This is a genomic window from Photorhabdus aegyptia (assembly GCF_000612035.1).
Classification (GTDB): Bacteria; Pseudomonadota; Gammaproteobacteria; order Enterobacterales; family Enterobacteriaceae; genus Photorhabdus; species Photorhabdus akhurstii.
This window is the reverse complement of record NZ_JFGV01000014.1, coordinates 1-16,996: the sequence shown is the minus strand read 5'-3', so window position 1 is coordinate 16,996 and position 16,996 is coordinate 1. Positions and strand designations below refer to the sequence as shown.

At 39.9% G+C, this 16,996-nt stretch carries 8 protein-coding genes and 1 other annotated feature; of the genes, 4 read left to right on the top strand and 4 right to left on the bottom strand.

The genetic code is table 11. The features are described 5' to 3' along the window. Nucleotides 1-40 precede the first annotated feature (40 nt). From trpCF to BA1DRAFT_RS06095, 4 genes are read right to left on the bottom strand one after another with little or no spacing between them, the layout of a single operon-like run. Nucleotides 41-1,405, bottom strand: coding sequence for a bifunctional indole-3-glycerol-phosphate synthase TrpC/phosphoribosylanthranilate isomerase TrpF (gene trpCF / locus BA1DRAFT_RS06110; RefSeq protein WP_036777114.1), 1,365 nt, complete (start codon nucleotides 1,403-1,405; stop codon nucleotides 41-43). A 2-nt stretch (nucleotides 1,406-1,407) separates the two neighbouring features. Next, on the bottom strand, nucleotides 1,408-2,406 hold the full coding sequence (gene trpD, locus BA1DRAFT_RS06105; protein ID WP_036777113.1) for an anthranilate phosphoribosyltransferase: 999 nt from the start codon (nucleotides 2,404-2,406) through the stop codon (nucleotides 1,408-1,410). Between the two features lie 13 nt (nucleotides 2,407-2,419). Next, nucleotides 2,420-2,998 (bottom strand): glutamine amidotransferase-related protein, encoded by a 579-nt coding sequence (locus BA1DRAFT_RS06100; RefSeq protein ID WP_036777111.1) that lies wholly within the window; start codon nucleotides 2,996-2,998, stop codon nucleotides 2,420-2,422. Further along, the gene (locus tag BA1DRAFT_RS06095) at nucleotides 2,998-4,578 is read right to left on the bottom strand and encodes an anthranilate synthase component 1 (protein WP_036777109.1); all 1,581 of its coding nucleotides are present in this window, start codon (nucleotides 4,576-4,578) and stop codon (nucleotides 2,998-3,000) included. Before BA1DRAFT_RS06095 ends, BA1DRAFT_RS06100 begins: the two co-directional genes overlap by 1 nt. 28 nt (nucleotides 4,579-4,606) lie before the next feature. After that, nucleotides 4,607-4,707, bottom strand: a sequence feature (Trp leader region). A gap of 672 nt (nucleotides 4,708-5,379) precedes the next feature. On the opposite strand from BA1DRAFT_RS06095, the gene BA1DRAFT_RS06090 reads away from it, so the two are divergent. The 4 genes from BA1DRAFT_RS06090 (at nucleotide 5,380) to BA1DRAFT_RS06075 (ending at nucleotide 16,737) form a co-directional block, all read left to right on the top strand. After that, the gene (locus BA1DRAFT_RS06090) at nucleotides 5,380-7,020 is read left to right on the top strand and encodes a glycoside hydrolase family 18 protein (RefSeq protein ID WP_036777107.1); all 1,641 of its coding nucleotides are present in this window, start codon (nucleotides 5,380-5,382) and stop codon (nucleotides 7,018-7,020) included. 97 nt (nucleotides 7,021-7,117) lie between these two features. Beyond that, complete coding sequence (locus BA1DRAFT_RS06085; RefSeq protein WP_036777106.1) at nucleotides 7,118-10,657, top strand: Tc toxin subunit A; 3,540 nt, start codon at nucleotides 7,118-7,120, stop codon at nucleotides 10,655-10,657. After that, the gene (locus BA1DRAFT_RS23480) at nucleotides 10,650-14,744 is read left to right on the top strand and encodes a Tc toxin subunit A-related protein (RefSeq protein ID WP_036777104.1); all 4,095 of its coding nucleotides are present in this window, start codon (nucleotides 10,650-10,652) and stop codon (nucleotides 14,742-14,744) included. Before BA1DRAFT_RS06085 ends, BA1DRAFT_RS23480 begins: the two co-directional genes overlap by 8 nt. A gap of 124 nt (nucleotides 14,745-14,868) precedes the next feature. Continuing rightward, nucleotides 14,869-16,737, top strand: a complete 1,869-nt coding sequence (locus BA1DRAFT_RS06075; RefSeq protein ID WP_036777102.1) for a glycoside hydrolase family 18 protein — start codon at nucleotides 14,869-14,871, stop codon at nucleotides 16,735-16,737. Nucleotides 16,738-16,996 lie beyond the last annotated feature (259 nt).

Below are 16,996 nucleotides of genomic sequence, written 5' to 3'. Positions count from 1 at the left end.
TGTTCTACTCGTCCATTTATATGAATTGGAAAATTGTTACTTATTGGTAACAGCGTAGAAGCTGAAACACCTTATTTAGTTTATGACTGCTTTTAATGCCGGGGGCGCTTTCGACGCCAGAATTAAAATCAAGTCCGCAACAGCCATATTTTGCCGCTTGTTGGCAATTTTCTTCATTTAACCCACCGGCTAGCATGATATTGGCGAGTGATTGCTTTTCAAGTAATTGCCAATCGAAACTTTGGCCGGTTCCACCGTTGCCGTTATCAAGTAAATAACGGTCAACATTTTCGGTTTTGGCGTGAAAGGCATCTCCCGACATATCAATTGCTTTCCAGATTTGACAATTTTCAGGCAGTGTTTTTCGCAGTTCCGCAATATAAATTTCGCCTTCTGCGCCATGTAATTGCACCGCAGCCAGAGAAAGGGTACGGGCGATATGACTGATGAATGCAGATGATTGATTTTGAAATACCCCTACATATTTGAGATTTGCTGCATTGATAATTTGTTGGGCTTGTTGAATATTAATATTACGTGGTGAATGTTCAGCAAATATCAAACCACCATAAACAGCACCTGCCTGTAATGCTGCTTTAGCATCTTGTGGACGCGTTAACCCACAGACTTTATTTTCACCCAAAATCAATTGACGTAATGCTAAGTCCAGATTGGATTGGGCCATTAAAGCACTGCCAATGAGAAAGCCATTAGCATAATGACTAAGATCACGAATTTGTTGATGCTGGTGGATGCCAGATTCGCTGATAACAATTGTTTCTTTTGGTAACTGTGGCGCAAGTTGCTTGGTACGGTTTAAATCGATAGAAAGATCTCTCAGATCACGGTTATTGATACCTATCACTTTAGCTTTTAGCGCCACTGCTCTGGCTCGCTCTTCCTCTGAACTGACTTCCGTCAGTACGCCCATATTCAGACTATGCGCAAGTTCAGACAGCGCAATATATTGCTGATCATCAAGGATAGAAAGCATCAGTAAAATTGCATCGGCTTGATAATAACGAGCAAGATAAATTTGATAAGGATCGATAATAAAATCTTTGCACAATACCGGCTGGTGAACGGCATCACTGACTAAACGAAGAAATTCATAGCTACCCTGAAAATATTTTTCATCAGTTAATACAGAGATGGCGGCAGCATAAGGCTGATAAATTTTCGCTATTTGAACAGGATCAAAATCCTGACGAATAACGCCTTTAGAAGGAGAGGCTTTTTTGCATTCCAGAATAAAAACCGTCTGTTGACTGCTTAGCGCTTGATAAAAATGACGATTGCTGGCAACAACGGCATCGATAAAACTTTCCAATGGTTGTTGCTGTTTGCGATTAATAAGGTATTCGGCTTTATCATTAACTATTTTCTGTAAAATAGTGGCTTGCATGATTAACTCCTTGTTGCAAGTGCTATGACTCGTTCATAAGCTCGACCACTGTGAATGGCTTCGAGAGCTTGTTGGGTGTTATGACGTAAATTTTCCTGTCCATGAATTTTCATTAACAGGGCAACGTTAGCCGCAACGGCATCAGCATGAGCCTTCTTGCCTCGTCCTTGTAACAATAAACTGAGCATTTCACGATTATCTTCTGGAGAACCTCCTTTTAAAGCGGATATTGGATGATGTTGTAAACCAAAATCTTCAGCGTTTAATTGATAATGGATAATTTCTCCATTATTAAGTTCTGCAACTTGCGTCGGTGCATGTAGTGCGACTTCATCCATGCCGCCGCTGTGAACAACCGCTGCCCGCTGATAGCCGAGAACCTGTAAAGTGCGGGCAATCGGCTCAACGAGCTCAGGGCTGTAAACGCCAATTAAAGCCAGTGGCGGGCGGGCTGGGTTAATTAGAGGACCTAGTATATTGAATAGCGTTCGGGTTTTCAGTTGTTGACGTACCGGCATTGCATGACGGAATCCAAGATGATACTGCGGTGCGAATAGGAAACAGATGCCGATTTCATCGAGTGCGCTACGGGCACATTCCGCGCTGACATCAAGAGTGATACCAAACGCTGCCAGCAAATCAGAAGAACCTGATCGACTGGAAACACTGCGATTACCATGTTTGGCGACTTTAATCTGACAAGTCGCGGCGACAAAGGCACTGGCGGTTGAAATATTGATGCTGTTCGCGCCATCACCGCCTGTTCCGACGATATCGCAGAAAGTGTAATCCGGCCGTGGAAATGGCAGGGCATTTGCCAGTAATGCTTGGGCTGCGCCGGCAATCTCCTGAGGTTGTTCACCGCGTAATTTCATGCTGATAAGTACAGCAGCGAGTTGTGATTCACTTAATTCTCCTTGAATAATGGCTGCAAATAGTTGCTGGCTTTCTTGCTGTGTCAGTGTCTGCGCATTAAACAATTTATTGAAAATAGTCTGCATTTTCATCTCCCCTTTAATTTAGTGCCCAGACCAGAGTTTGTTCAAGCAATTTAGCGCCCTGAGTTGTGAGAATTGATTCTGGGTGGAATTGAAATCCACAAACCTTATGTTCGTTATGGCGAACCGCCATAACAGTATCGCCACAACGGGCAGAAATAGTTAGTTCGGATGGAATTTTGTTACCTGCGAGAGAGTGATAACGGGCAACCGGTAGAGGATTTGTCAAATTAGCGAACATAGCCTGATTATCGTGTTCTGCCAGAGAAGCTTTGCCATGTAGGATTTCATCAGCAGCGGAAATTTCCCCACCATAGGCTTCAATAATGGCCTGATGCCCAAGGCAGATGCCGATTACTGGGATTTTGCCGATGATTTGTTGCAGTAATTGAGGCATACAACCTGCGTCAGATGGTTTACCCGGCCCCGGTGAAAGCATCAATAACGGAGAAGAGAGCATGTTTAATCGCTGCATAATCATTTCAGTTGCAACAGTATTGCGGTAGATAACCACCTGATGACCATGATTACGTAATTGATCGACGAGGTTATAGGTAAATGAATCCACGTTGTCGAGTAGAAGAATATTTGCCATTAGAAAATCTCCTCGGCCTGATGAGCCTCAATAATTGCTCGAATGACGGCTTTTGCTTTGTTACGAGTCTCTTCGGATTCGGCTAAAGGTTCGGAATCCAGCACGATACCGGCGCCAACCTGAATCGTCGCCATACCATCTTCCACATAGGCAGAGCGAATAACGATACAATTATCCATATCCCCTTTGCCGGTGAAATAACCGACCGCACCGCCATAGCTGCCCCGGCGTTCACTTTCATAGTGAGCGATAAGTTGCATTGCGCGTACTTTCGGCGCGCCAGTAAGGGTGCCCATATTCATACAAGCTTGATAAGCATGAAAGATGTCCAAATCATGGCGTAATGTTCCCACTACGCGGGAAACCAGATGCATAACAAAGGAGTAGCGATCAACTTTTGTCAGGTCAGAGACATAGCGGCTTCCCGGTTCACAAATGCGAGCCAGGTCATTACGGGCCAAATCAACCAGCATCAGGTGTTCGGCTAATTCTTTATCATCTGTGCGCATCTCTAGTTCGGTTCGGCTGTCCAGATCGGCATCCAGCTCGCCGGCAGCATTGCGCCCACGGGGGCGGGTGCCGGCGATCGGGTAAATTTCAATCTGGCGATTGGATGCATCATATTTAAGTGCGCTTTCAGGAGAAGCGCCGAACAGACAGAAATCTTTGTCCTGCATGAAAAACATGTAGGGACTGGGATTGCAGTACTTAAGTTTTTGATAAGCATGAAGCGGTGCCGGGCAGGGCAGAAAGAAGCGTCTTGATGGCACCACCTGAAAAATATCTCCCTGACGGATGTATTGCTGCAATTGTGCCACCATTTCTGCATAGGCTTTATCATCCCGATTGTATGAAACTTTCATGGTTGGCAGAGAGATTTGCTTTACCGGCTCAATAGGTTCGGTAATAAGTGCCGCTAATGTTTTCAATCGTTGTTTAAGGCGTTGCTCTTCTGCTTGAGAATCACTGAAAAGGGAGATTTGCAAACGTGCATTTTTATTCTGATGGTCGATCACCAATAACGTTTCTGCGAGATAAAAACAGAAATCAGGACAGCGTTGAACGGTTTTTACGGTTGGTAATGGCTCAAATCCGGCCACCAGATCGTAGGAAAAAAGACCGCCAACAAATATTGCGTCTGTATTGTATGGAAATGAATTGTGTGGTGATGGTTCTTCCGCCAGAGAAAGCAGGGCACGCAATGCATCAAATACGGATACCGCTTTCAGACGATTATCTTCATCTATATTGTGATTGATTGTCGGGAAGGTAACTTGAAGAGCATCATGTGTCATTTTAGATTGGATGTTACTGGAAAATTTGTTGGCCAAAATGGGTAATAAATTCCGGCCATTTTCGGTCAACGCGTCGAAAGTAACCTGATTGCCGTTGGCGCTGATACGTAAGGCACTATCGATAATCAGCAGACTTTTTAAATTTTTTTTGCTGTTAATTTCCGCAGATTCCAGCAATAAAGTTGCAGGTCGCTCACCGCAGAGTTGATTGAATAGCAGAGTAGGATCGGGTTGATAAGCGGTTTCCTGCTCGATTACTGTGATTTTTGGTTGTTTATCCGTCATTTTCTCGTCCTGTTAATAAGTTACGCATATAAAAAAACCCGCTGTTCAGGCGGGTTTTGGTAATTTGGCACTGTTGATTTATGTGCGTGACCATACCGCCCTTACTGGGAAGTTATGCCACCAACGGATAGACGTCATAAATACAGCCATTTTCAGTGCCTCTTTAGTATTGATATAGGTGGTATACAAGGTAATATCAGTCTCGCTCACTCGTGTACTAGTAAACTGGAACGAAATTGGTGTGTCAAGTATTTTTTGCAAAGGTTAATTGGTGCGCACATTCATTACGGTGTAACAAAAAATAGTTAGAAACCGGATAATGATAGGATTCTTAATTTTAATAAAACTATTATTTTATTGTCACAAATAACGCATATTATCATTTTATAATATAGTCATAATATATATTTAGTAATGTTAAATATATAAATCATGTTTTATGAAAAAAGAATATTAGCGAAAGTAGATTTTGGTTAAGAGGCAGAATTGGCTGGATTTTATTTGAGTCAATAGGCCGGAGGAAAAAAGAGATTGTTAATTTTTATATCTGTATATGAAAAAAAGAGGTTTAGCTAATATTACTGTGAGAAGTAGTATTCAGGTCTCTAACATATCGTGTTATTTAGAATTTAGATCTTTATAAGTTAAAGCTATGTAATTCTTTGTATTCAATACTTTATAGGTATTCTTGGTGAATGGTTTCTAATCTGAATATTTATAGGAATCTACTTAATTCTGGCGTAGGTTGCCATGATTTAACTCTCTGATGTTTAAACAATTGTATCGCTAGTGGAGTGAGATATGAGTGAAAGTGAAAATGAACCAAAAGCAGATAGCCAATTGGTGTATGAAACTGATCCATACAAGGTTAAGGATTCGGAAGAGGGTGCGGCGCAAAAAACTTATCGGTTAAATGGCTTTGATCCTAAGACAACCGATGGATTATTATCGTATACACCGACAAGGCTTGCTAAAACTGTTTTTAATACTTACGAGGAGAAAGATGATTTTGGTGTTTTCTGTTATTTAACTGATTGGTCGATCTATGATGCACGTTTTATTGACACAGCAAGCGAAGATGATTTTAAAAAGTATGGTGGCAGAGGCGCTAATTTAATGCGCCTTAAGGGCGATAAAGACAAAGGAAAGCCGTTTAAAAGAATTATCTTTAGTTTTGCAGGTATTATCGGTGATACCGGAGAGAAGAGAGCAACTATCATTGCTGCTGCGGGCAAAGATGGATGGCAAATGGGGGATGCCGAACAAGATATTTTAGAGAATCACGAAGGCAAACCTATTCCAATTGATCCTTGGGCAGATGTTGCAGCTTATCTTAATTGTGGTTTTACTCAGTGGGCAGGCAATCCTGTAGACTTATATCAGCAAGATAAAGCCCAAGGGGTATTAGGAGGGTTGCGTTTACTTAAAGAAGAAAATCCAGATCTGGAAATTTCTGTCAGTGTTGGCGGTTGGTCAATGAGTGGTGCTTTTTATAAAGTTTGTCGTGATGAGAAACTGCGCCAACGGTTTGTTGAGGGGGTTAAAGATTTATACACCAGATTTCCCATGCTAACCCACATTGATCTTGACTGGGAATATCCTGGCTCTGCGGGGGAAAGTAATCAATTTGATGAAGATGATTATAAGTATTTTGCTGAGCTTATTAAGGATTTAAAAAATGCAAATATCAGTAATTTGCAAGGAATTAGTATTGCCGCTTCTGCTGATGTAGAAAAAATTAAAGCAGCACATATTCCAGAATTGATCGCCGCTGGTGTTAATGAAATCAACTTAATGACTTATGATTTCTTTACATTGGGTGACGGAAAACTTTCTCACCATACTAATCTTTATCGCAATAAGGATGACCAATATTCTAAATATTCAGTCGATGATGCAGTTAACTATCTTATCTCTTTAGGTATTAATAAGAAATTTATCTATATCGGTTATTCTGGTTATACTCGTAATGCCAGAACTGCGGAGTTAGAGAGTCAGGATAATGAACAGCTAGTTGGGAAATATACTGACGGAACATCCACAGTAGGGAGTTTCGAATACAGCGTAATTGAATGGACAGATATTATCTATAACTATATTGATTATGAAAATCAAATAGGTCGTAATGGCTATACGGTTTTCCATGATCCGATTGCCAAAGCTGATTATCTTTACAATAAAGATCTAAAAGTATTTATGTCATTAGATACGCCACGCTCAGTCAGAGAAAAAGGTCGCTATGTTAAAGAAAAAGGGCTAGGTGGCTTATTTATTTGGACTGGTGATCAAGATAATGGATTATTAACAAATGCTGCTCATGAAGGATTGGGTCGTAAAGCAATTAAAGAAGTTATCAAAATGGACCCATTCTATTTTGAAGGTGATCTTCCTTCTTACGATAAACCGAAAGAGAAACAGTGTGAAGCATGTAAATTAAATTGAATTTATGCGTTAAAAAAATCTCATTATTTAAAGTGGTTATAGTCTCTATAACTGTGCTATTCAGGTGTTTCCGATTAATTAGGTTGGGAATAATACAATGGATAAATATAAAAGCATTTATCGTGAAAAACAGGATATAACAAAAGTATCACCATTATTAGTTGCGGTGGCAGAAATAAAATCATCAGCATCGCCAATATTGTCTACACCTTATATGTTGGCAAATTCAGAACAGAAGGAAGACCATTCTACTGTCACGCTACTTAATACACTCCAACGCCTAGGGTATCACTCAATTTTTGATATTATTGAAGTATCAAAACAGCGTTTTATTAAACGCCATAACGAATCTTTATCAGGTCATGCCGAGGCAATTTTTGATAAAGCAGTGAGTGCGGCTAATCAATTGGTACAAAGTTATCGGCAAAGACAATTGAGAGATTACGATAGCGCATCATTGACAGAAGCGAGTCATCAGGCAAGATATTCTTTTTATAGTGGTGACAATACCAACGAAAAAGAAAAATTGCCTGATTATAGCAACTTATTTCCTGAACCTTGGGATGATTTCTGTCAGCCAGACGCTATTGAGGCCCTTGATAGTCCGGTAAATTACCTGCTTGATCTTTATAAATTTGTACAACAAATAGAGTTGGATGGTTCCAATAGTGCTGTGGGATTGGAGCAAAGGCGTGCTGATATTCCTGATTTATTACTTAATAGTGATAATCTTTACAAAGAGGTTACAGCAATCTCTATTGTGAATGATGTTTTGTCGAAAAGTGCCAGGGAATATATTGATCAGACGGGCCATGCGGATAAACCGGTTAATCAGGTTTTGGGAGAGACTCGTTTTCCATTTACACTACCTTATAGTTTACCTTCCCAACAGATAAATAAAGGCTTGGCCGAAGAAGAGACGGAATTAGGCACGATTATTCAGCAAGTGGATCAGCAATTTCCCTGGCATATATTAACTGAAAAGCGTGATCAGGCTTTGCTCGCTTATACTCAATTGAGTAAGGAGCAAATGACTTTACTGACAGAGAAAAGCCCATTTGCGCAAAATTTTTTATCACGTGAACAACTTATTAAGAGTTATTTCAGCACCAGCACAACCGAAATCTTGCCTGAACGTGATATTTCAAAACATGCTTATATTATTCTTGCTGATGGTAATGTTACTGGTCCGACATTGTTAAGTAATAATGTGGATAAAGCTTATGACGAGATTATTATTACTTGCGAAAATAAAGCGAAAGAGACGATCAAAGTTAAACTTCGTGGTGAAAATATTCTGACTTATAATCGTGTAAAAGCGAGGATGGAACCATTTAATAATTCATCTCCATTTAGTCGGCAATTAAAGTTAACCTATGTAGAAGGCGATAATAGTGAAATTGGTAATTTAGATAATGGTCCTTTTTTTGGTGCAATGACAGTTTATGCTGCGATACCAAAAGAGAGCACAAATAGTATTTCGGTAAATATTGAAGGTATTAACTTCCTGACCATGACTTACCGCTTCGCGATTGCTAAACAAGGCACTACGCAAGCAGAATTATTGCCGGAAGCCGAACAATTCTTCCAGGATAATTATGGCCTTTCCGCAGATGACAGTGTGAAATTAAAAGAAATTCTATCTTTTGGTCAACAAACAGGATCGAAAGTGACAGATCTCGAACATTTGTTTAGTAGTGGTGATTTCCGGCCTTTAGTTTCGCCAAATGTGCTATTCTCTAACCCTATTTTCGATAGTGGACAAACACCGGAACACTTTCCAGCACCTTATCACTATGGTGGTGTTTATATAAATGCCGGGCAATTAGATGCATTAAGCATTGTGAGAACGGACTCTGGACGCCAAATAGATGCAGTTTCTGATTTTCGTTATGATCGAATGAATCGTTTTATTCGTTTACAGCGTTGGTTGGAGTTGCCTTATCATCAACTTGATTTACTGGTAACTTCAGCAATAAAAGCTGAACCCAATAATAGCGATTTGGCTATCTCTAATAATACCTTAAGATCATTAGGTCTATTCCGCCATTTATCGACAAAATATAAAGTATTACCGGAAACATTTTCTGGGTGGATATATAAAATTACGCCATTTGCTATCAGTAATAATATTCCATTTTTTGATCAAGTTTTTAATCAATCTAAACTTTTCGACCAACCTTTAATTCTGGATGGGAAAGAGTTTAACTATGCAGAAAATCAAGGAGAAGGCGCGAAAACAGTTAAACAATTGTGTGCTGGATTAGCCATTTCGTTATCCACATTTCAAGTGATTGCGCCTATCGTTGAGAAAGCGCTGAAACTCTCTTCTGGCAAATTGGTACGTAATCTTGATGTTGTCTCCAGACTTTATCGCCTGGTCACTATTCCACGATTATTTGGTTTTTCTGCGGAAGATGGGTTAATTCTGGCGGATATTTTAACAGATAAAAATGAATATCTGGCAAATATACCGGCTTTAGGAGAGAAAAATGACATCCTCAGTGTTATTGCTCAAATGGAAGTTCTGACTTCTTGGTTGACTAAAACAAAACTGACACCGATCAAACTTTCCTTATTATTAGGTAAAACTCAGCTTCCCGTGGTGCCAACCAGTGGTATGTTAACCTTTTATAAGGGAATTTCTGATGGTTTAACTGATAATGTACGTTTACAAGAATCTGATTTTAATCGGCAAGAAATAAATAATATAGATTGGTGGAGCGTTCTGTCAGATGAAAATGGCGTTTTCGATAAAGATAACGGCTTAATCAAAGATATTCCATTGGTATGGGGAAAAACAGATGAAGAATCTCTAAGGAAAGAGATTGAAGATATTGTAAAGGAGAAAGGGATAAATCCAGATAATAATCAAATTAATATTGTTGTGCAGATCATATTGCAAGCTAAAACCGCGCAAGAGAGTCTATTATCTAGCGCTATTGCGGGCGAATATGGGGTATCAAGGGATATTGTGCCATTACAATTGCGTTGGTTAGGCAGTAGTGTCTATTCAGTACTGAAATTGGTATTGGATAATACGCCAGAAAAAGTTGAAGATATTAAACAAGAGTTTCTGGACTTGACTTATAGCCTGTTAGTTTATACCCAATTAATTAATGGGTTGAACATAGGTAATAATCTATTGTTGTTGCGCTTAACAAATCCTAAATGGCTTGGGCTAAACATAGATGAAACAACGGAAATATCATTATCATTAGATGAAATTTTCCTGCTAAGTCGCTATCAGGATTTACTGGAAAATGCGAAACAAAATGAAGATAAAATTCAAGAATATTTTACTTTTGCTAACAGTGAAACTTCACCGAAGACAACAGAAGAAGATAATGACAATTATAAATGTGCGCAATTACTGGCTGAGATTTTAGATTGGGACCCTGATGAAATTTCTCTTGCTTGTAAGAAAGGAGGATTAGAGAAAGAACGTGCAATGACCTTATCCCAAATAGATTGGATACGACGATTGCAACAATTTTCTGTGAAAACTAATTTGTCCGTTGAGCCTTTATTAGGTGCTGGCGCACTTGATGTTAATTCAGATTTTGAAGCTTTCCAAAGTATCGGGGAAGCGGTAATGGCTGCATTAAAAGCGCAAGGAGATGATGAGAATGTCTAATTTAATTGAAGCAAAATTACAGGAAAATTTGCGTGATGCATTAGTTGATTATTATCTTGGTCAGATTGTTCCGCATGATACTGCTTTTCAATCTTTGCGTGAAAGAATTCAAAATGTTGATGACTTGTATGATTTTCTATTGTTAGACACTCAAGTTTCTTCTAAAGTAAAAACCGCCCGTGTCGCACATGTTACCCAATCGGTACAACAATATATTAACCGTATTGTTTTGAATTTAGAGTCAGGTTTATCGATGACTCAGGAAGAAGCAGATAATTGGCAGGAGTTTGCTAATCGTTATGGTTATTGGGCGGCAAATCAACAACTGGCTATTTACCCGGAAGTTTATATTGATCCCACACTACGTTTAACCAAAACAGAATTCTTCTTTCAACTTGAAAGCGCGCTTAATCAAGGTAAGCTCACCGATGATGTTGCTCAGAAAGCGATATTAGGCTATTTGAATAACTTCGAAGAGGTCAGTAATTTAGAGGTTATTGCCGGCTACGAAGATGGTATTGATATTGCCGATGATAAAACCTATTTCATTGCTAAAACACGAACTCAACCTTACCGTTATTTTTGGCGAACTTTAGATGCCAAGCAGCGTAATAATCAGACTGACGAACTCTATCCTACCGCCTGGAGTGAGTGGAAGTTGATTAATGTTCCTTTAGAAAATGCGTATAACGGTATTGTTCGTCCAATTATCCTAAATAGCCGGTTATATATTAGTTGGTTTGAAATTTCTGAAGAAAAACAAGATAAAGATAATAGTATTAAATATCGTACCAAGCTTAATTTGGCTCATTTAGCGTTTGATGGTACCTGGAGTACGGGCACTACCGTTCGTGAAGATTTACTTGACCACGCCATGAAAGAATTGATTGCGGTTCTCGATCGTACCGGAGACGTTGAACGCTTAGCTTTGGTCGCATTTGTGCGCTTGAAAGGTATAGATGATAAAACAGGACCTTATGATTATGATGAAGTTTTCACCTACGTTTGTGACAACTTATTAATGGAAGCAACGGATTTGCCTAAATCCACTTCAACACTATCCGATCTGGATGCATATGGCGCTGCTTTAGTTTGGTTCTATTTCCGGGAGCCCTCAAATGGCGGGCCGGACGAATATAAGCAATTGGTGCTTTATCCGGTTAATAATAATATGAAATGGCCGATTGCCGAACCACCAACATTTGAAGGTCAACTGGGTACAATAGACGATTTCAAACTGGATGCGACTTATGTTGACGGGACATTAAATATGTATCTGACGTCCACTTCAACGTATAAATATGATTTTAGCAGAAGTAAAAATATCCTTTATTGTATTTGGTTGGAAGATAGCAAGGGTGAACGCTGTTGGTTGAATTATAAAGTGCTTACCCCAGAAAATTATGATCCAACGCTGAGTGTCACATTGAACCGTTGTGATAGAAATGATGTAACAGTTGTTACGGGTTTTAGTTTGCCGTCAGAAACGGGAGATGTTGCTGGTAAAATTAAAACTAAACTCAGTGTAGGTAAATTGCTTCGTGACAAGATCCAAATTAAGCAGACTAAACAAACTCAGTATTTGCAATTTCCAAAAGAAGAGCAACCAGAGGAACCATTAGAAAGTTGGTATTCTGACAAGGCGATTCGTTTAAATACCCTGTTTGCAAAAGAGTTAATTAGTAAGGCGAGTCAAAAACTGGATAAAGTTCTCAGTTGGGAAACGCAAAATACTCCTGAAGAGCCGATTACCGGCAATGTTTCAAAACCTATCGACCTTAAAGGAGCAAATGGTATTTATTTCTGGGAATTATTCTTCCATATGCCATTTATGGTGGCCTGGCGGTTTAATGTCGAACAGCGTTATGAAGAAGCCAGCCGCTGGATTAAGTTTATTTTTAATCCTTTTGAAAGCAATGACGAACCGGCGTTGGAACAGGATAAGCCGCGTTATTGGAATAGTCGTCCGATTATTGACGAGCCTAAAAGATTGCGTAGTTTGATAGAACCGGCTGATCCTGATGCAATTTCTGCCAGTGAACCTATTCATTATCGTAAGGCTATCTTTAACTTCTACGTTAAGAATATTATCGATCAAGGTGATATGGAATATCGCAAGTTACAGCCTACTGCCAGAACGGTGGCACGTCTGAGCTATGCAACGGCAAGTTCATTATTAGGCGCGCGTCCTGATCTCCAATTAGCCAGTTCCTGGCAGCCAATAACTCTTGAGGATGCATCATATAAGAAGAGTAGCGCAGTACGTGCATTGGAGATGATAAGTTATCCTTTGCCTTATGCCCCGGTGGTTCATGATAAAACTATTCGTGCGCTGGATAATGATCTCTTTATGAAACCGATTAATGAAGAGTTAACGGCCCTGTGGGATAAAATAGAAAACCGGATTTACAATTTACGGCATAATTTAACGCTGGATGGTAAAGAAATTTCTATGGATCTTTATGATTCGAAAATTTCTCCTCGTGGATTAATGGATCAGCGTTATCAGCGGGTTGTTGCTGCCAGAAATGCCAGCAGAATGAATTTTAGAGTACCAAATTATCGTTTTGAACCGATGTTGGCGCGGGCGAAATCGGGTGTCGATACGTTGATACAATTTGGTAACACGTTGTTGAGCCTATTGGAACGGAAAGATAATTTAAGTTTTGAATCATTCCAGATGGTTCAGAATAATGATCTCTACCGTTTTGCTGTTGACCTCCAGCAACAAGATATTAATATTAATCAGGCCAGTCTTGATGCGTTGCAGGTGAGTAAACAATCTGCTCAGGAGCGGTACGAACACTATAAAAGTCTTTATGATGAAAATATTTCGTCAACGGAACAGCAGGTTATTGAATTACAGGCTCAGGCATCTTCTGCCTTGTTAGCTTCACAAGTATCCAGAACGGCAGCGGCGGCGCTGGATTTAGTTCCCAATATTTATGGTTTGGCAGTTGGGGGTTCACATTGGGGAGCTGCTTTAAATGCTGTTGCTGAAATAGCAACCTTGAAACATCAGTCTGATAGTACTAAAGCTGATAGCCTCAGTGTTTCTGAATCTTATCGCCGTCGTCGGCAAGAATGGGAACTGCAATATAAACAGGCTGAATGGGAAGTAAAGTCTATTGATCAGCAAATTAATATTCAGCAGTTGCAGGTCAGTGCCGCACGTAAGCGTTTGGCGCAAGTTGAAGCACAACAACAACAATCTCAGGCGTTGTTGGCGTATTTCTCCAGCCGTTTTACTAATGAAAGTTTATATACTTGGATGATTAGTCAGATCTCAAGTCTCTATTTGCAGGCTTATGATGCTGTTTCATCGTTGTGTTTATCCGCACAAGCCTCTTTACAATATGAACTTGGACTAGGCGAGCAGAATTTTATTGATGGCGCGAGTTGGAATGATCTCTATCAAGGGCTGTTGGTCGGTGAAAATCTGAAATTAGCGTTGCAACGTATGGAACGCACTTATGTTGAGCAAAATTCACGTAAATTAGAAATTATCAAAACAATTTCGCTTAAATCTTTATTGGGTGAGGAGTGGGATACAAAACTTCAAGCCTTGAAATCGCATAACCAAATTACATTTAATTTGGATGAAACCAGACATTTTGTTCCAGATTATACGGGTTTATTTAATCGGCGGATTAAATCAGTTTCAGTGACGCTGCCTATGTTAATTGGGCCTTATGAAGATATCTGCGCCAAATTAAGTTTGTCGGGTGTTAGCAGTTATACGACCAAAGCAGATCTGAAAACGGTTGAAAAGATGTTAAAAGAAGGAACTCGTGCGGAAACGCCTTATACGGCCCGCAGCATACAACCTAATCAACAAATCGCTTTATCTACGGGTATTAATGACAGCGGACTGTTTACGCTTAATTTCGATGATGAGCGTTTCTTACCCTTTGAGGGAGTCGGGGTAGGATCGAGTTGGAATTTCCAATTTACCAATACATCGCAGGATTTGGAAAGTTTGAACGATGTGATTCTTCATATTCGATATACCGCACAAGAAGGATCTGCATCATTTGGCTCGGCTGTTAAAGCGTTATTGAGCAAGGAAAATCCAGATTTGTCATGACGGGAATTAAGAATTAAATGAATCAGTTATCTGAATTTAAAATTCTTACTTGTTATCATTAACATTCAAATTAGCCTCTTCTATCCATGTGGAGGCTAAATATAAATCGCATTGGAGTTTATAAATGGTAAACAAATATACTTATACCTCATCGAAATCCATGTCCGACATAAGTGATATTATTGGTGAACCATTAACTGCATGGAAAAATCAGGCAGGCGGCCAAGTTTATAATGTTATTTTTAATAGTGGTGTTTATACCAATACCTATTGGGTTGAGCGCTGGCATATTCCTGATCCTGCGGCTAAAGAGGGAACACCGCACAACGCCTGGAAATATATTCGTCAAGCGACGGAAGAAGAGATAAAAGAGCACGGAAATCCTACCGATGGGCGCGTTGATCCGACAGAAGATATTCCTTCACCGGTTTTACAACCGGATGCTATTACAGAACAAACCTATCAACGGCCGGATGTTAATTTTAAACCTGATGGTTCAGCGGGCAACCTTTCTTATACTGCGACCCGTGTTTGTCGCCCGATGTATAATGAATATGAAAGCGATAAATCCAGACCAAAACTTTCTGCTTATATTACTGATTGGTGCCAATATGATGCACGCTTAGATGGTAAAGATGAAGACGCTGATCAGCGGGGAAGAGGATTTGATTTAAGCACTATCAATGTGACTGCCTATGATAAATTAATATTCAGCTTCTTGGGTATTTATGGTGATACTGGTGTAAAAGGGAAGAAGATTACAGAAGTTGCTGATGGTTGGAATAGCCAGAGTGAAATCAAAATTACCGAAGGCCATATTGTTCCTCTTGATCCTTATGGTGATTTAGGGACTGCCCGTAATGTGGGATTACCTAAGGAAAGTGCTAATACTGAAATTAACGCAGGAACATTTCTGCCTTTTTATCAACAAAAGAAAGCGTCTGGTTTATTAGGTGGATTACGCGAATTACAAAAAACGGCGCGTTTAGCGGGTCATAAACTTGAACTGGCTTTTAGTATTGGTGGCTGGAGTATGTCCGGTTATTTCTCTGTGATGGCGGCTGATGAAACAAAACGTGGCGTTTTTGTTGACAGTATTGTTGATTTTTTTGAGCGCTTTCCTATGTTCAGTTGTGTCGATATTGACTGGGAATATCCCGGAAGCCCAGGTGAAGATGGCAATGTTTACGATCCGAAAGATGGGGAACATTACGCTCTGTTAATTAAAGAATTACGTGAGTCTTTGGATAGCCGATTTGGGCGAGAGGACAGAAAAGAGATCTCCATTGCTTGTAGTGGTGTAAAAACGAAATTAGAGACATCCAATATTGCCGAATTAGTCAAGAATGGTCTGGATAATATTTATTTAATGAGTTACGACTATTTTGGTACCGGATGGGCGCCTTATATCGGCCATCATACTAATCTCTATTCGCCAAAAGATCCTGATCCATCAGGGGCGTCTGATTTATCTGCGGAAGTTGCTATCAATTACTTACATCAGGATCTTGGCATACCTTTGGAGAAAATTCATTTAGGTTATGCTAACTATGGTCGTGCAGGCAAAGGAGCAAAGCTTGAAACCCGTGAATATAATAAAACTGGCGATGCGTTAGGAACAATGGAAAAAGGCTCACCTGAATTCTTTGATATTGTTAATAATTATCTGGATAGCGAACATACCCTCGCGACCGGGAAAAATGGCTTTGTGCTAATGACGGATACCAATGCTGATGCCGATTTCTTGTTTAGTGAAACAGCAGGACACTTTATCTCATTAGATACACCACGCACGGTGAAACAGAAAGCGGAGTATGTCGCTAAGAATAAACTGGGCGGTATATTTTCTTGGTCAGGCGATCAGGATTGTGGTTTATTGGCGAACGCGGCCAGAGAAGGAATGGGTTATGTTGCTAAATCTAATGATGAGACCATCGACATGGGGCCACTCTATAATCCGGGTAAGCCCTATTATTTGAAATCTATTGGCTAGATGAAGAAAAAAGTTGATTAATTCTTCTCTGTCAATAACAAGGGATATTGCATTTCTCATAAGGAAATTTCTTCACTCTTAAAATGATCATATTCAGCCCGATATTTTAGGGCTGAATAGAGCTCTATTCTGTAAAATGTCACCGTTTATCGCTAAGCTATACCTAACCCGAATTCTGGATAAGAAATTGACATGAAGCCTGTTCCAGGAGCAATGTTTTGGTGCACGCCGAAACAGCTCCGGGGAGGAACAGGCTATG

Excerpts from the sequence above, each read along its gene's own strand:
- trpCF (WP_036777114.1), bottom strand. The coding sequence starts at position 1,405 with ATGCAAGCCACTATTTTACAGAAAATAGTTAATGATAAAGCCGAATAC.
- trpD (WP_036777113.1), bottom strand. The coding sequence starts at position 2,406 with ATGCAGACTATTTTCAATAAATTGTTTAATGCGCAGACACTGACACAG.
- BA1DRAFT_RS06100 (WP_036777111.1), bottom strand. The coding sequence starts at position 2,998 with ATGGCAAATATTCTTCTACTCGACAACGTGGATTCATTTACCTATAAC.
- BA1DRAFT_RS06095 (WP_036777109.1), bottom strand. The coding sequence starts at position 4,578 with ATGACGGATAAACAACCAAAAATCACAGTAATCGAGCAGGAAACCGCT.
- BA1DRAFT_RS06090 (WP_036777107.1), top strand. The coding sequence starts at position 5,380 with ATGAGTGAAAGTGAAAATGAACCAAAAGCAGATAGCCAATTGGTGTAT.
- BA1DRAFT_RS06085 (WP_036777106.1), top strand. The coding sequence starts at position 7,118 with ATGGATAAATATAAAAGCATTTATCGTGAAAAACAGGATATAACAAAA.
- BA1DRAFT_RS23480 (WP_036777104.1), top strand. The coding sequence starts at position 10,650 with ATGTCTAATTTAATTGAAGCAAAATTACAGGAAAATTTGCGTGATGCA.
- BA1DRAFT_RS06075 (WP_036777102.1), top strand. The coding sequence starts at position 14,869 with ATGGTAAACAAATATACTTATACCTCATCGAAATCCATGTCCGACATA.